The following is a 16,798-nucleotide window of genomic DNA, read 5'->3' on the forward strand; positions in this document are numbered from 1 at the left end:
TAATTGATCAATTGAGAGGGGGCTCTAGCTTGAATAGTTTGCAGCAATATTTTTATCATAATGATGATTTTAAAACCGTTGTATCTGGTATTGAAGAGGGATTAAAAGAACAGCTTGTTGCGGGCCTATCCGGTTCGGCAAGAACTGTTTTTACAGCATCACTGTATCATGAACTAAATAAGTCAATCCTGATTGTGACACATAACCTTTTCCAAGCTCAAAAAGTCTATGAGGATTTGTTAAACCTAATTAAAGAGGATGTGTACCTATATCCTGTTAATGATTTAATAGCATCAGAGGTAGCTATTGCAAGCCCTGAATTAAAATCACAAAGAATAGAAGTTCTTAACCGACTGTCAGAGGGTAAACAATCTATTGTAGTTGTACCAGTAGCTGGTGTTAGGCGATTGCTTCCTCCAAAACAGTTATGGAAGCAAAAGCAATTCAATTTATCATTGGGACAAGATATTGACCTTGACCACTATATTCAAGATTTTATTTCGTTAGGATATGAAAGAGTAGACATGGTCAGCTCTCCTGGAGAATTTAGTGTTCGTGGTGGAATTATTGATATTTATCCTTTAACTGAAGAAAATGCAGTTCGAATTGAACTATTTGATACTGAAATTGACTCTATTCGTTCTTTCAATATAGATGATCAAAGATCAGTAGAAATGTTAAAAACGATAACAATTGGGCCTGCTGTTGAAATACTAATAGATGCAGAAGCAAGAAATCGAAGCATAGAAGGTATTGAAGCCGGCTTAGCAAAGAATTTAAAAAAGCTAAAAAATGAGCAACAGAAGGAAATGCTTCTTGAGCATATTCAATATGACTTGGAGCGGTTACGAAATAACCAATTTAGTCATGATCTATTTAAGTATTCTTCTCTCCTATATGAGCAGCCTACTAGTTTACTAGATTATTTTCCTACTGATTCAATCGTCATTTTGGATGAGATCAGTAGAATTCACGAAACATATGATCAATTAGAACGGGAAGAGGCAGAGTGGTTTACCGGTTTACTTGAAGAAGGGAAAATTCTACAGGAAATAAAGGTTTCACATTCGTATATGGATGTTATGACAAAAAGTAAACAACCTTCTATCTATCTTTCTCTTTTCTTAAGACATGTACCACATACAAGTCCACAAAATATATTAAATATATCTTGTAAACAAATGCAAAATTTTCATGGTCAGATGCATGTTTTAAAGAATGAACTTGAACGTTGGCAAAAATCTCAATATTCTGTTGTGTTTTTAGGCGTAAATGAGGAAAGAACAAAGAAGCTTGAGGATGTATTAGAGGACTATGAAATACAGGCAAAGATATTGGGGCAAAACGATCCCTTAATTGCTGGTCAAATTTCAGTTGTTCAAGGAGATTTACAAACAGGATTTGAACTACCAATGCAAAAGCTCGCTGTCATTACGGAGGAAGAGCTTTTTAAGAAACGTGTAAAAAAACAGGTTAGAAGGCAAAAGCTTTCGAATGCAGAGCGAATAAAGAGCTATTCAGAACTAGAAGTTGGCGATTATGTTGTCCATGTTAATCATGGGATTGGTAAATATCTTGGTATTGAAACACTTGAAATAAACGGGATTCACAAAGATTATTTAAATATAAGATATCAGGGCAGTGACCAGCTCTATGTACCGGTTGAACAGATTGATCAAGTGCAAAAATATGTTGGCTCTGAAGGCAAGGAGCCTAAGATCTACAAGCTTGGAGGAAATGACTGGCGCAGGGTTAAGAAGAAGGTTGAGTCCTCTGTTCAAGACATTGCAGATGATTTAATCAAATTGTACGCCGAACGCGAAGCAAGTGAAGGGTATAGCTTCTCTCCAGATGGTGAAATGCAGAAAGAATTTGAATTAGCCTTTCCATATCAAGAAACAGAAGATCAGATACGTTCCATTCAAGAAATTAAGAAGGATATGGAACGTCTTCGTCCAATGGACCGCCTTTTATGTGGAGATGTTGGATATGGAAAAACAGAGGTTGCGATACGTGCAGCTTTTAAAGCTATTGCAGATGGTAAACAAGTTGCATTGCTAGTTCCAACGACTATTTTAGCTCAACAACACTATGAAACCGTTAGAGAACGTTTTCAAGACTATCCTATTAGTGTTGGTCTCTTAAGTCGCTTTAGATCTAGAAAAGAGATTACAGAAACAACAAAAGGATTGGGCAATGGAACTGTTGATATGGTCATTGGGACACATCGCCTTCTGTCAAAAGATATAAAATATAAGGACCTAGGATTGCTAATCATTGATGAAGAACAACGTTTTGGTGTGACACATAAGGAAAAGATCAAACAATTAAAGGCGAATGTGGATGTGCTTACGTTAACAGCAACTCCAATTCCAAGAACCTTACATATGTCCATGCTAGGAGTAAGGGATTTATCTGTTATTGAAACGCCACCAGAAAATCGTTTTCCGGTTCAAACTTATGTTGTTGAATATAATGGTGCACTTGTTCGAGAGTCAATTGAAAGAGAAATGTCTCGTGGGGGTCAAGTTTTCTTTCTATATAACCGGGTAGAGGATATTGAAAGAAAAGCAGAGGAAATTTCTATGCTAGTACCGGATGCAAGGGTCACATATGCACACGGGAAAATGACTGAAAATGAGTTAGAATCTGTCATGTTAAGCTTCCTTGAGGGAGAATATGATGTGTTAGTAAGCACAACTATTATTGAAACAGGTGTAGATATTCCTAACGTTAACACGCTTATTGTTAATGATGCAGATAAGATGGGACTATCACAGCTTTATCAGCTGAGAGGACGAGTAGGTCGATCTAACCGAGTAGCTTATGCGTATTTTACGTATCGAAAAGATAAGGTGCTTACAGAAGTTGCTGAAAAAAGGTTACAAGCTATTAAAGAATTTACCGAATTAGGTTCCGGCTTTAAGATTGCAATGAGGGATCTTTCTATCAGGGGAGCAGGGAATCTTTTAGGGGCTCAACAGCATGGCTTCATTGATTCTGTTGGTTTTGATTTGTATTCACAAATGCTCAAAGAAGCTATTGAAGAAAGACAAACAGATAAACCAAAACAAAAAGCAATAGATGTTGAAATTGATCTTCAAGTGGATGCATATTTACCTGAATCATATATTACAGATGGTCGTCAAAAAATCGATATGTATAAACGCTTTAGATCAATTACTGAATTACAAGAGCTAGAAGAGTTGCAAGAAGAAATGATTGATCGATTTGGAGAATATCCAGTTGAGGTTGATTATCTTTTCCAAATTGCAAAATTGAAGGTTTTTGCTATTCAAGAACGAGTTGAGTTAATAAAGCAAGATAAAGAAGTCATCACAATTCTCATAGAAGAAGAAGCCAGCAATTTAATTGATGGTCAAAAGCTATTTGACTTAAGTAATAAATATCAACGAATTGTTGGTTTAGGAATGGAAGGCAGTAAATTAAAGCTAACAGTTAATACAAAAGGATTAGCTGTTGAGAAATGGCTTGGCATTACGACCGAGCTTTTAAATGGATTATCTCAAGTGAAAAAAGAAGAAATTCTCCAATAAAATAGGTTTAATAAATGCTTCTAAAGGATATTATTAGTAGTTGCTTATCACTTTTATCTTAAAAAATCCGGTAAAGGATGTATATTACTCGAATGGTGAAGGATACTATTTTTAACAAACGATGATTGTTACATAGAAAAAACTCCTGTTTAAAAAGGTTTTAATTATTATTTATTTTGTATGCAGGATCAACAATCGTCAATTTCCTATCATCCGATGAAAGTGAGGCAACGTAAGATGAAAGCAACTGGTATTGTTCGTCGCATTGATGATTTAGGTCGCGTAGTAATTCCAAAGGAAATTCGTAGAACATTACGAATTCGTGAAGGAGATCCATTAGAAATATTTGTGGATCGTGATGGTGAGGTAATTTTAAAGAAATATTCACCAATCAGTGAACTTAGCGACTTTTCTAAGGAATATGCAGATGCTATTTATGATAGTTTAGGTCATCCAGTTTTAATCTGTGATAGAGACACATTCATTGCTGTATCCGGTGGTTCAAAAAAGGAATACCTTAATAAGAACATCGGTGAAGTTATCGAGCAGGTTATGGAGGAAAGAAACTCTGTTTTAAAAGCAGATGCTGGAGAAATTCAGGTCGTAGAAGGATTAAATGAAGATATTAAATCATATACGATTGGACCCATTGTGGCCAATGGTGATCCAATTGGAGCAGTCATTATTCTTTCCAAAGAGCAATCAATTGGTGAAGTTGAGCATAAGGCTGTAGAAACAGCAGCAGGATTTTTAGCTCGCCAAATGGAACAATAAGCTAGAAAAGGGGTGGCATATTGCCACCCCTTTTGCTTTATTAAGAAGGCTATTCAAATATGCTATAATCGGATAGAGGATTTGGAGAGGAGACAGAATGAATAGTCAGAAAAACCATATAAACAAAGCCATGCAAGGTGCAATGATTTTGACTTTAGCAGGCTTGCTTACAAAAATCTTCAGTGCAGCTTACCGAGTCCCTTATCAAAATATCGTTGGGGATATTGGTTTTTATATTTATCAGCAAGTGTATCCCTTTTATGGAATGAGTGTTATTTTAGCAACTTCCGGTTTTCCGGTAATGATCTCAAAGGTAATGAGTGATTATGGATATGGTCATTCTATAAAGGTCCGCTCAAAAATAATGACAATAACTCTCTTGTACCTTATTGCCTTTGGCATGACTTTATCCATTTTCTTATACATATTATCAGCGCCTCTATCCATTTTTATGGGAGACATACATTTAGAACCATTGATTCAATTAGCTGCTGTTTCATTTTTAATTGTTCCTTTTGTTTCATTGTTACGAGGACAGTTTCAAGCTGATCAAAACATGAATCCAACAGCTACTTCTCAAGTGGTTGAACAAGGTATTAGAGTAACCTTTATCTTATTAAGCTCATACTTTTTAATTAGAGAAGGCTTTGATTTATATATTGTAGGTCAAGGTGCTATCCTTTCTTCCATTATTGGCAGCCTAGCTGGGTTGTTAATACTAATTTATATTTGGGTGAAAAAGGGTTACCGATTTAGTTGGAACCTTACTGCTCCTGTTTCAACCTGGAAAGTCGTAAAAACATTACTTACATATAGCTTAACAATTGGAATAAGTAGTTTATTGCTTATCCTCATTCAGTTAATAGATGCTTTAAATTTGTATTCTCTCTTAGTAAATGGAGGTATGGAGGAAGAAGCCGCGAAGACATTAAAAGGAGTATATGACAGAGGACAGCCTTTAATACAATTAGGAACCGTAGTAGCTACTTCTTTTGCTTTATCTTTAGTACCGGCAATTGCCAATGCTAAGGTTAATAATGATGAAGGATTTATCCGTGAAAAATTAAGGCTATCATTAAAGCTATGCTTTGTTATTGGCGCAGGTGCCTCTGGAGGATTAATTGTCTTAATGAAGTCTATTAATACAATGTTGTTCAGAAATCCATCAGGTACTGAAGTTTTAATGATTCTAAGCGGTTCCGTTTTGTTTACATCCATATGCTTAACTTTATTTGCAATCTTACAAGGATTAGGACATACATTCGTTCCAGCCATAGCTGTTCTTGTTGGAGCTGGAATAAAATTTATTGGTAATGAGCTATTAATACAAATTTTCGGAATTACCGGAGCAGCAATATCTACATTGATAGCTTATATGTTCATATCAATTATTATGATGTTTTATTTAATAAGTAAGGGGTATTCCTTTAGGGGTAATAAAAGCTTATATAAAATAGGTCTATCCTTAATTGTTATGCTTGGAGTATTGTTTCTAACTCTAGAAGTGAATAGTTATATCAATATTCATAGTCGGACTTATTCAACTATAACTGCTTTAATAGGAGTAGTAATTGGTGCCTTTTTTTATGGGATAGCAATTATTAAATTCAATGTCTTTACGAAAGAGGAAATGCAAAGTATCCCGGTTATAAATAAAATTATAAAATAGAGAGGTACATAAATGGCGAAAAAAATTACAATAGTCGGCTTAGGAGCTGGCGATCTTAATCAGTTACCATTTGGTGTATATCAGCTACTAACAAAAGCAGAGCACCTTTTTTTGCGAACAAAGGAGCACCCTGTTATTCATGAATTGGATAGCTCGATTCGTTATGAGTCTTTTGATTCTATTTATGAAGAAAATGAGGACTTTGACAGAGTGTACCTCAATATTGTTAAAACCCTTTTGGAGCAGGCAGCGAATACAGATATTGTTTATGCAGTACCTGGACATCCTCTTGTTGCAGAAAAAACGGTACAGCTTTTGCTAACAGAAGGTAGAGAAAAAGGGTATATTGTAACGGTTGAAGGTGGACAAAGCTTTCTTGATGCAACCTTTCAAGCTCTGGAAATAGATCCGATTGAAGGATTTCAGTTAGTTGATGCAATGACTTTGAGTAGTGAACAGTTACAGCTACAAGGTCATATTATTATTACACAAGTATATGATCAACTAATAGCCTCAGAAGTAAAGCTAACATTGATGGAACAGTTGCCTGATGATTATAAAGTGATGATCGTTACTGCAGCGGGAAGCAGTCAGCAAGAACTGAAAGAAGTGGAGTTATACGAGTTGGATCGGGAAACGAATGTTCATAATCTAACCAGTGTATATGTTCCACCAATAAAAGAGGAAAAAATGATTTATCACCAATTTCCAACGTTTAGAAAGATCATTGCCCAGTTAAGAGGACCAAATGGGTGTCCTTGGGATAAGGAGCAAACACATCAATCTTTAAAGAAATATTTAATTGAAGAGTGTTATGAGTTAATTGAAGCAATTGATAAAGAAGATATTGACCATATGGTCGAAGAGCTTGGTGATGTGCTTTTACAGGTTGTTCTTCATGCTCAAATTGGTGAAGATGAAGGTATGTTTAGTATTGATGACGTTATTTCCGGGATTTCAGAAAAAATGGTCAGAAGGCATCCTCATGTATTTGGAGAAACAGCAGTAAATAGTACAGATGAGGTTTTGGCAAACTGGGATGAAATAAAAAAGAACGAAAAAGGATCATCAGAAACACAATCGATTTTAGATTCCGTAGCGGGATCATTACCTGCTTTATCTAAGGCATATCATCTGCAGAAAAAGGCTGCAAAAGTTGGCTTTGATTGGCCTTCTATTGACGGCACTTGGGAAAAAGTTAAAGAGGAAATAAAGGAATTTGAAGAAGAAATCTCATTAAAAAGAGATCAGCAACTTATAATGAAGGAATTTGGAGATCTATTATTTGCTTTTATTAACGTAGGAAGACACTATAAAATAGAGCCAGAAGAAGTTCTATCCTCTACAAATGTTAAGTTTACTGATCGTTTTAACTATATTGAGAAACAAGCGAAGCAAAATGGTAAGGAACTAGAGAAGATGACATTAGAAGAAATGGACGAACTCTGGAATGAAGCAAAGACTTTAGATAAAAAGAGGGATGAACAATGAGACTGGATAAATTTCTTAAGGTTTCAAGATTAATAAAAAGAAGAACATTAGCAAAAGAAATTGCTGATCAAGGTCGAATTGCAATTAATGGTACTCCGGGTAAAGCGAGTTCTAATGTTAAAATTGGGGATGAACTTGTTATTCGTTTTGGTCAAAAACTAGTTACAGTTGTTATTGAAGATTTAAAGGAAACGACAAGAAAAGAAGAAGCAACAAATCTTTATCGCGTAGTAAAGGAAGAGAAAATTAATCAAGAATCGTTCGATATGTAACATATTTTAAAGGTTAACTATACTATCGGTGTTAATTCCTAACCGGGTTTATGGTCTTGTTGTTGCTAAGATTTATACACCATTCGCATTTCATATGGCTTGTTCTAAACCGAATTCTAATGACATACACATGTAAAAGAAAATCCTTTATTAGAATTCGGAGGTAGAATATGAGTCAATACTATGAAAATAATGCGTCTGTCCATAAAGGAACAATTCAAGAGCATGATGTAATCATGCGAGGGAGAAAATTATTAGAAATCACAGGTGTAAAACAGGTAGAAAGCTTTGATAATGAGGAATTTTTATTAGACACAGTCATGGGTGCACTAGCAATCCGCGGACAAAACCTTCAAATGAAAAATTTAGATGTTGATAAAGGGATTGTTTCCATTAAAGGAAGCAGAATCTTTGATCTGATTTATCTAGATGAGCAGCATGCGGAGAAAGCTAAAGGACCCTTTAGCAAGTTATTTAAATGAGTTTATCAACACAGTTTTATACAATGATTGCAATGGTAGGAATGGGAAGTTGGATTGGGGCAGCTCTTGATACATATGGTCGCTTTTTAAAGCGGCCATTAAGAGCCAGATGGGTTGTCTTCATAAATGACTTTCTGTTTTGGGTCGTTCAAGGACTTATCCTATTTTATCTTTTGTTACTTGTAAATGAAGGGGAACTTAGGATTTATATATTCCTAGCTGTCGTTTGTGGATATGCAGCTTATCAGAGTCTTTTCAAGAAAATATATTTAAGCCTTTTAGAGCGCATAATACAGACAAGCATAAGATTATATAGAATTTTAGTTAATATTGGACGAGCGATGATTGTTAGACCAATAAAGGGACTCATTCAACTAATTATCGTCATTTTATTAGGAACTTTAAAAGTTCTTTGGAGTATTATAAAATGGGTCTTTCAATTCCTATATTCATTGGTTAAAATCTTATTAGCACCTCTGAAATGGATTTTTATCCTTTTGTGGAAACTTGTTCCTAGAGGGATAAGGAATTTCCTAATAAGAAATATTGCCAAAATGGCAGGAAATTTCAAAAAAGTCAAGAATACAACTAATAAGATGAAAACCTGGTGGCAACAATTTAGGAAGAAGTAAGGAGGACTAGTATGAGTCTCGAGAGATCGAAGAAAATTACAGAGCTACAATCACAATATGCGATGGAGCAGGAGAGACAACAGCAAATTTCAAACAGACGAAAAAGAGGCTTATTCAGACGATTATTCGTGTTAGGACTGTTAGCTATTATCACTTCCTCCATTATTATAACCACCTTATATAAGCAATCAGTTGCAATTGATGAAAAGCTTGAGCAACAGAATAAGCTTGAAGAAGAACTCACAGGTTTACAAAAGGAAGAAAAAATATTAAGAGAAGAAATAGTGAAGCTTAATGATGATGAGTATATTGCTAAGATTGCAAGAAGAGACTATTTCTTGTCAGACGACAATGAGATCATCTTTAATATAAAAGATTAGCCTTGTTGACACTAGTTTTTTTATTTATGTATAATATAATAAAGGTTTGAATGATTTTTTATCTGTTTAAGGAGGAGCATTATTTTTATGTCGATTGAAGTTGGCAGCAAGTTACAGGGAAAGGTAACGGGCATTACGAATTTTGGAGCGTTTGTGGAGTTACCGGGTGGTTCAACAGGACTAGTTCACATCAGTGAAGTAGCCGATAATTATGTGAAAGATATTAACGATCACTTAAAAGTCGGAGATGAAGTAACAGTTAAGGTAATCAATGTAGAAAATGACGGAAAGATTGGCTTATCAATTAAAAAGGCCATCGATCGTCCAGAACGCCCAGAGCGTCCACAACGTCAGGAACGTCCAAGAAATTCTGATCGCCCAAGATCAAGAGGAAATGATTTCCGCAACAACAACAATAATAATAAAGAAAACTTTGAACAAAAAATGAATCGTTTCTTAAAAGATAGTGAAGATCGTTTAGCTTCATTAAAACGCAACACAGAGTCAAAACGTGGTGGTCGTGGAGCTAGAAGAGGATAGCTTGCTGCTTTCATATACATTTTTAAAAAGAGAGAAAACATTGATGATGTTTTCTCTTTTTTCATGTATTGAAGAAGAATGATAAATTTATTTTTGATATTGACGTATGTGAAATTGAATTGTATTATATTATTTGTGCCTAATAGAGGTCAATATGGCGGTGTAGCTCAGCTGGCTAGAGCGAGCCGTAAACATCCTGAATCATCTTCCTTTGTAGGCTTGCGAGGAATGTGTCTGATAAGAGACATGACGAGCACGGTTTTAACCAAGGAGCGTTTGATAACTATGGCGGTGTAGCTCAGCTGGCTAGAGCGAGCCGTAAACAACCTGAATAATCTCCCTTGTAGGCTTGCGAGGAATGTGTCTGATAAGAGACATGACGAGCACGGTTTTAACCAAGGAGCGTTTGATAACTATGGCGGTGTAGCTCAGCTGGCTAGAGCGAGCCGTAAACAACCTGAATCATCTCCCTTGTAGGCTTGCGAGGAATGTGTCTGACAAGAGACATGACGAGCATGGTTTTAACCAAGGAGCGTTTGATAACTATGGCGGTGTAGCTCAGCTGGCTAGAGCGTACGGTTCATACCCGTGAGGTCGTGGGTTCGATTCCCTCCGCCGCTACCATATAAAAAACATGATACTTGAGGCCCATTGGTCAAGCGGTTAAGACACCGCCCTTTCACGGCGGTAACACGGGTTCGAATCCCGTATGGGTCATACTTTAAAAACTAGTTGCAGAGATGTAACTAGTTTTTTGTATTTTAAACTAGTTTAGATTATAAACTGAAGGAATTTATATCAATTTAGTTAGTGAACGACAAAACTACCTGGGAACAGGAGCGAAATGTCATTCATAACATATAAGGATTCAAATCACCTCTTTCCCCCTCAAATAACTCCAAAAAAAAGATCTTTACTCTTAAACATGCTCCCCACAATATTCTTTAGACTATTCTTGACCCGATACAACACAATTCACAACAATTTGACGAATAGCATAAGCAAAATACTCTAGAAGAATTAGATATTTGTCGCATACTTCAAAAACAGTCGAACGGTTTTTGGAATAGTTCACCTTCTTTTGACAAATTCCTGAATAGACCTTCGATATAATAGCACCAATATGAATAAGTGGGGGAATGAAAAATGGAAAAAGTAGAAAGAAGGTTAATGGAGCCGATATCTGATTTGGGAATGGACAAAACCCAACAAGTGTTCAATCGAATCTTTCACCGATTTTCATCTAAGCTGCAGCTTTTCCTCTTACATAAAGGAATCATTTATGCCTTGATCGGATTTTTATTGGGACGAGCTATCATTTTGTCGGAGGTATTACCTTTTGCTCTTCCATTCTTCGGCGCTATTTTTCTTATGAAGCGGGATAAAGTAGCATTAGCGGGGCTTTCATTGATTGCTGGGGGTTTAACAGTTTCTTTTGAGGTTGCATTAGTCATCACAGTATCTATCATTGGTTTTCTTGTTCTGAATCGTTTAACATCCTATCTTTTTAAGGATCAGTTAAGGGTATTACCATTTGTTATCTTTAGTACGGTGGCTCTGACAAGAATTGCCTACTCTTTTGCAATTAAATCGTCGCTAACTTTATATGATTATATGATGGCAGGAGTCGAATCAGGCTTATCATTTATATTAACGTTAATTTTTCTTCAGAGTATTCCATTGATATCGGCACGAAAGTATAAGCAATCACTAAAAATTGAAGAAATTATTTGCATTATGATACTTTTAGCCTCGGTGATGACAGGAATGGTAGGAGTTTCTTTCCAAAACCTGCAAGCTGAGCACATTTTCTCGAGATATATTGTTCTCTTGTTTGCATTTATTGGGGGATCTAGCATTGGTTGTACCGTTGGTGTGGTAACGGGATTGATTTTAAGCTTGGCCAATGTAGGAAACCTTTATCATATGAGTCTTCTCGCCTTTTCCGGATTGTTAGGTGGATTATTACGTGAAGGAAATAAGCTAGGAACTTCAATTGGACTTTTAGTTGGATCAATTCTTATTTCTTTATACGGACAAGGTTCTGCTGACTTAATGACAACATTAATTGAGTCAATGATAGCGATTCTATTATTTTTAATTACTCCAAAAGTAGTAACCGCTCGATTGGCTAAGCATATTCCTGGCACAAATGAACATGCGCATGAGCAACAACAATATGTAAGGAAAATTCGTGATGTAACAGCGCATCGTGTTGAACAATTTTCTCAAGTTTTTAATGCTTTATCAGAGAGTTTTACTACGTTTTATGATAAAGATGAATATGAAGACACAGAACAACGGAAACTGATTTGTTTTTAAGTAGGATTACAGAAAGTACTTGTCAGCATTGCTTTAAAAAAGAAAAATGCTGGGTGGAAAACTTTGATAAAACATATGAGTTGATGCAAAACATTATGCATGAAAATAAGCAAAATACGTATCAGAATAATATGAAATTAAAGAAAGAGTTTGATCGACATTGTTCTAAGGCAAGTAGAGTAGAAGAAGCAATTGAGCAGGAAATCAACTATTTTCAGGCAAATCAAAAGCTGAAGAAAGAGGTTCAGGAAAGTCGCAGATTAGTTGCTGAACAGCTATTAGGTGTATCGAATGTTATGGGAGATCTGTCAAAGGAAATTAAAAGAGAAAGAGAAAATCATTTTGTTCAGGAAGAACAGATCTTAGATGCATTGCAAAACTTTGGCATTGAAATTGTAAACGTTGATATTTATAGCGTGGAACAAGGAAATGTTGATATAGAGATGAGTATTCCTTTCTGTAATGGACATGGAGAGTGTGAAAAAATTATAGCTCCAATGTTGTCTGATATCTTGGAGGAATCCATTATCGTTAAAAAAGAGGAATGTGCAAATTACCCTAATGGTTATTGTCATGTTTCATTTGGATCAGCTAAAAGATACCGAATTGAAACGGGTGTTGCTCATGCAGCAAAGGGAGGCGGATTAGTATCCGGAGATAGTTATTCCATGATTGATCTTGGAGTTGGAAAGTTTGCTGTTGCAATAAGTGATGGAATGGGAAATGGGGTTAGAGCTCATTTTGAAAGTAATGAAACGATTAAGCTACTTCAAAAGATATTACAATCGGGTATTGAAGAAAAAGTGGCAATTAAAACAATTAACTCCATTTTAAGTTTAAGAACAACAGATGAAATTTTTTCAACTTTAGATTTAGCGATTATCGATTTACAGGATGGTAGCAGTAAATTCTTGAAAATTGGTTCTACACCAAGCTTTATCAAACGTGGAGACAAGATTATAAAAATTCAAGCTAGTAATCTACCTATGGGCATTATTGAGGATTTTGATGTTGATGTTGTTGGTGAGAAGCTTAAAGCGGGAGATTTATTGATTATGATGAGTGATGGAATTTTTGAAGGTCCTAAACATGTTGAAAATTATGATCTGTGGATGAAGCGTAAAATTAGTGAAATGAAAACAACTGATCCTCAGGAAATAGCTGATTTGATTATGGAAGAGGTGATTAGAACAAGATCAGGAAAAATAGAAGATGATATGACAGTTGTTGTTTCATCTATTGAGCATAATACACCTAAATGGGCAAGCATCCCTGTTTCCTCAAAGAAAATAGGATAATAATAGAGTATAAAATAAGCCCTTCTGGCGAGTATGGTAATAGTCTATTTTTCTGTTAAGCAAAGGGAAAAATTTTGGAGAATGAAAATCATCTCTCTAGGAGGGTAAACATGGAGAAAGGTCATTTAAAACAAATTTTATTAATCACTGATGGTTGCTCAAATCATGGGGAAGATCCAATTGCAATGGCAGCATTAGCTAATGAACAAGGAATTACAGTTAATGTAATTGGTGTATTAGAGGAAAATGTAATCGACCAAGAATCACTCCAAGAAGTTGAAGGAATTGCGATGTCTGGTGGAGGAGTACATCAAATTGTTTATGCACACCAGCTTTCACAAACTGTTCAACATGTAACAAGAAAGGCTATGACTCAAACACTTCAAGGTGTTGTGAATAAAGAACTTCAGCAAATTTTAGGTAAGAGTACCTCAATGGAAGAGCTGCCACCTGAAAAGCGTGGTGAAGTTATGGAGGTAGTGGATGAACTTGGTGAGATGGCTAGTTTAGAAATTCTCATTTTAGTTGATACAAGTGCTAGTATGAAACCAAAGTTACCAACTGTAAAGGAAGCATTATTAGATCTATCAATCAGTCTAAATTCTAGAATAGGTGATAATCGTTATGCTGTGCTAGTATTTCCTGGGAAAAAGGATGAGGTTGAAAAAGTGCTTGACTGGACACCAAAATTAGAGTCTTTATCATCTATTTTTCCGAAATTATCTACAGGTGGTATTACGCCGACTGGTCCAGCAATAAGAGAAGCCATTCAGCATTTTAAGAAAAAACGCTCCCTAAAAAGTTTATTAAGAAACGAAGAAGATTACTACGATGAATCAGGCATGTAATCTTTCACCAGGAACAACGATTGTTGGAAAATGGAATGGGGAGAGTTACACCATTATAAAAGCGCTTGGACAAGGTGCAACAGGCAGTGTTTACTTAGGTGATAGTAGACAAGGTAAAGTAGCAATTAAGCTTAGTGAAAATAGCATGGCGATTACTTCTGAGGTAAATGTGCTAAAACATTTTTCTAAGGTCCAAGGTACTTCACTTGGGCCTTCTTTGCTTGATGTAGATGATTGGAAAGATCATTCCCAAAGATTAATTTCATTTTATGTAATGGAATATGTACAAGGAAAAAACTTTCTTGAATTTGTTGAACAAAGAGGAATAGAGTGGTCTACTGTACTCGCACTTCAGTTACTTACCAATTTGGAAAAACTTCATCAGGAAGGCTGGGTGTTTGGAGACTTAAAACCTGAAAATTTAATTGTGTCAGGTCCACCACCTAAAATAAGATGTATTGATGTTGGAGGCACAACCCAGCAAGGGCGATCTATTAAAGAGTTCACAGAGTTTTTTGATAGAGGTTATTGGGGAATGGGTAACCGTAAAGCAGAGCCAACATATGACTTGTTCTCGGTTGCAATGATTATTATTAATGCTGCCTATCCGAAACGATTTAAGAAAATGAGTGATCGTGATGGACAAGCCCAGTTAATGGATAAAATCGATCAGCATCCTTTTTTAAATCAACATAGAGATGTTTTACAACAAGCATTATTAGGGAAATACACTAATGCACAAGAAATGAAGTCAGGCTTTATTCAGTTATTATCTAATAAAGCTAGCAAAGATAAACCTCGTTCACAGTCGTATCAAACAAGGGTATCTAAGCAGCAACAAAGCCCTCCAAAGGGAAGACAAACAACAAGTACAAAAAAGCCACCTCAACATTCTCGAACACAGGTAAAGCAGAAAAAAAGAAGCAAAGGAAAAGAAGTCACGTTCTTGAGACACTAGTTATTTTAATAGGTGTTTTTGTTGTCTATTCACTTTATGTTTACCATGTTCTGATGTAAAAATGTTAATTTGTAGTAAAAATATGTTGAATATGTGAACGAGTCCTTTCTTTTTTGTTTTTCCTACCAGAAAAGTGGTAGGATTATTATAGGTTAAAACCATAGCAATTCGTTAAAAGAGGGGAAAATGTTGAAAAATTTTGAGGCCATTGTTCAAAAGCAGCAATTGTTTGAAGATAGATCAACAATTGTAGTAGGTGTTTCTGGTGGTCCTGACTCACTAGCATTGCTTCATTTACTCTATCAAGTTAGAGAAAAAATGAACCTTAATATTGTGGCAGCACATGTTGATCATATGTTCAGAGGAGAGCAATCTGAAGATGAGATGCATTTTGTTATCAACTTCTGTAAGAAATATCAAATAACCTGTGAAGCAACACAAATCAATGTTTCTGCTTATGCTAAAACAAGAAAAATAAGTGCTCAAGTTGCTGCAAGGGAATGTCGTTATCATTTTTTTACAGAAGTCTTAGATAAATATCAAGCCGACTATCTAGCGCTTGGTCATCATGGAGATGACCAGGTGGAAACCATATTAATGAGAATGGTAAGAGGTAGTACGGGTGAGGCATTAGCTGGTATGAAAATGAAGCGACCGTATCATAATGGGTTTCTAATAAGACCTCTTTTAGCCTATTCCAAGCAAGAAATTCTTGATTATTGTAAAGAAAATGAGTTAATGCCAAGATTTGATCCAAGTAATGAGAAAAGTGATTACACAAGAAATCGATTTAGGAAGCATGTTCTTTCCTTTCTAAAACAAGAAAATCCACTTGTTCATGAAAGATTTCGTTATTTTAGTGAAACCTTATTGGAGGATGAATCGTATTTACAGGTATTAACCGAGGAAAGTATGAATAAAGTAATCAAAAGAAAAGAAAAATCGGCTGTTGAAATGGATATCATAAGGTTCTTGAGCCTACCTTTGCCTTTACAAAGAAGAGGGATTAAACTAATATTAAACTATCTATATGTAAATATTCCATCTTCCCTTTCTTCTATACATATTGAGAGTTTGCAGGCGCTTCTCTCGCAGAATCACCCTTCAGGTTCACTGGATTACCCAGGCGGTTTAAAAGTGATTAAGTCATATCATACGTGTTTGTTTACTTTTGAACATAAAGAAGCAACAGAATATTGCTTAGATCTTACTATCCCTTCTGTTTTGTCAATCCCAAACGGGAATGGCAGCATATCCTGCAGTTTTGTTAGTGAAACTGGGGTTCATGCAAAGGGTAACGACATATTTCTACTTAATAGTCGGGATCTATATGAACCTTTAATCGTACGAACACGAAAACAGGGAGATAAAATGAAATTGAAAGGCATGAACGGTACAAAAAAGGTAAAAGATATATTTATTGATGAGAAAATCCCATTACATAGCCGGCATTCATGGCCAATCGTAGAAGATGGAAAAGGGAACATCCTTTGGATTCCTGGTCTAAAAAAGTCTAGTTATGAGGCTGAGAATATAGAAGGGGATGGATGTATTGTATTACAATTCAGGAGCTAA

12 protein-coding genes, 2 tRNA genes and 1 pseudogene are annotated in these 16,798 nt (G+C 35.6%); all 15 read left to right on the forward strand.

Annotated features, from left to right (window positions below; genetic code table 11):
• Window positions 1–29 precede the first annotated feature (29 nt).
• The 15 genes and pseudogenes from mfd to tilS all read left to right on the forward strand — a co-directional run bounded on the left by mfd (window position 30) and on the right by tilS (window position 16,798).
• Window positions 30–3,557, forward strand: coding sequence for a transcription-repair coupling factor (gene mfd / locus MVE64_RS13810; protein ID WP_247339025.1), 3,528 nt, complete (start codon window positions 30–32; stop codon window positions 3,555–3,557).
• A 237-nt stretch (window positions 3,558–3,794) separates the two neighbouring features.
• Window positions 3,795–4,331 carry a stage V sporulation protein T gene (gene spoVT, locus MVE64_RS13815; protein ID WP_098795095.1) on the forward strand — a complete coding sequence of 179 codons (537 nt, stop codon included), beginning with the start codon at window positions 3,795–3,797 and terminating at the stop codon, window positions 4,329–4,331.
• 97 nt (window positions 4,332–4,428) lie between these two features.
• Window positions 4,429–6,000 carry a putative polysaccharide biosynthesis protein gene (locus MVE64_RS13820; protein WP_247339026.1) on the forward strand — a complete coding sequence of 524 codons (1,572 nt, stop codon included), beginning with the start codon at window positions 4,429–4,431 and terminating at the stop codon, window positions 5,998–6,000.
• A gap of 12 nt (window positions 6,001–6,012) precedes the next feature.
• On the forward strand, window positions 6,013–7,491 hold the full coding sequence (gene yabN, locus MVE64_RS13825) for a bifunctional methyltransferase/pyrophosphohydrolase YabN (RefSeq protein ID WP_247339027.1): 1,479 nt from the start codon (window positions 6,013–6,015) through the stop codon (window positions 7,489–7,491).
• On the forward strand, window positions 7,488–7,763 hold the full coding sequence (locus MVE64_RS13830; protein WP_098795092.1) for an RNA-binding S4 domain-containing protein: 276 nt from the start codon (window positions 7,488–7,490) through the stop codon (window positions 7,761–7,763). Before yabN ends, MVE64_RS13830 begins: the two co-directional genes overlap by 4 nt.
• Window positions 7,764–7,933: 170 nt before the next feature.
• Window positions 7,934–8,245 (forward strand): sporulation protein YabP, encoded by a 312-nt coding sequence (gene yabP / locus MVE64_RS13835; protein ID WP_247339028.1) that lies wholly within the window; start codon window positions 7,934–7,936, stop codon window positions 8,243–8,245.
• Window positions 8,242–8,877: a spore cortex biosynthesis protein YabQ gene (yabQ, locus tag MVE64_RS13840; protein ID WP_247339029.1), complete on the forward strand. Its 636-nt coding sequence runs from the start codon at window positions 8,242–8,244 to the stop codon at window positions 8,875–8,877. Before yabP ends, yabQ begins: the two co-directional genes overlap by 4 nt.
• 11 nt (window positions 8,878–8,888) lie before the next feature.
• A complete protein-coding gene (locus MVE64_RS13845; protein ID WP_247339030.1) occupies window positions 8,889–9,257 on the forward strand; it encodes an FtsB family cell division protein in 369 nt (122 codons plus the stop codon).
• Between the two features lie 87 nt (window positions 9,258–9,344).
• A complete protein-coding gene (locus MVE64_RS13850; protein WP_247339031.1) occupies window positions 9,345–9,797 on the forward strand; it encodes a S1 domain-containing RNA-binding protein in 453 nt (150 codons plus the stop codon).
• A 547-nt stretch (window positions 9,798–10,344) separates the two neighbouring features.
• Window positions 10,345–10,421: transfer RNA gene (locus tag MVE64_RS13855), tRNA-Met, on the forward strand.
• 21 nt (window positions 10,422–10,442) lie between these two features.
• Window positions 10,443–10,514: transfer RNA gene (locus MVE64_RS13860), tRNA-Glu, on the forward strand.
• 429 nt (window positions 10,515–10,943) lie between these two features.
• Window positions 10,944–13,417 (forward strand): annotated as a pseudogene (spoIIE, locus tag MVE64_RS13865) (stage II sporulation protein E).
• A 74-nt stretch (window positions 13,418–13,491) separates the two neighbouring features.
• The gene (locus tag MVE64_RS13870) at window positions 13,492–14,265 is read left to right on the forward strand and encodes a vWA domain-containing protein (RefSeq protein ID WP_281730374.1); all 774 of its coding nucleotides are present in this window, start codon (window positions 13,492–13,494) and stop codon (window positions 14,263–14,265) included.
• Window positions 14,249–15,223, forward strand: a complete 975-nt coding sequence (locus tag MVE64_RS13875) for a protein kinase domain-containing protein (protein ID WP_247339033.1) — start codon at window positions 14,249–14,251, stop codon at window positions 15,221–15,223. The genes MVE64_RS13870 and MVE64_RS13875 overlap by 17 nt, the downstream gene beginning before the upstream one ends.
• Window positions 15,224–15,409: 186 nt before the next feature.
• Window positions 15,410–16,798 carry a tRNA lysidine(34) synthetase TilS gene (gene tilS, locus MVE64_RS13880; RefSeq protein WP_379053682.1) on the forward strand — a complete coding sequence of 463 codons (1,389 nt, stop codon included), beginning with the start codon at window positions 15,410–15,412 and terminating at the stop codon, window positions 16,796–16,798.

This window comes from Metabacillus endolithicus (assembly GCF_023078335.1).
Taxonomy (GTDB): domain Bacteria; phylum Bacillota; class Bacilli; order Bacillales; family Bacillaceae; genus Metabacillus; species Metabacillus endolithicus.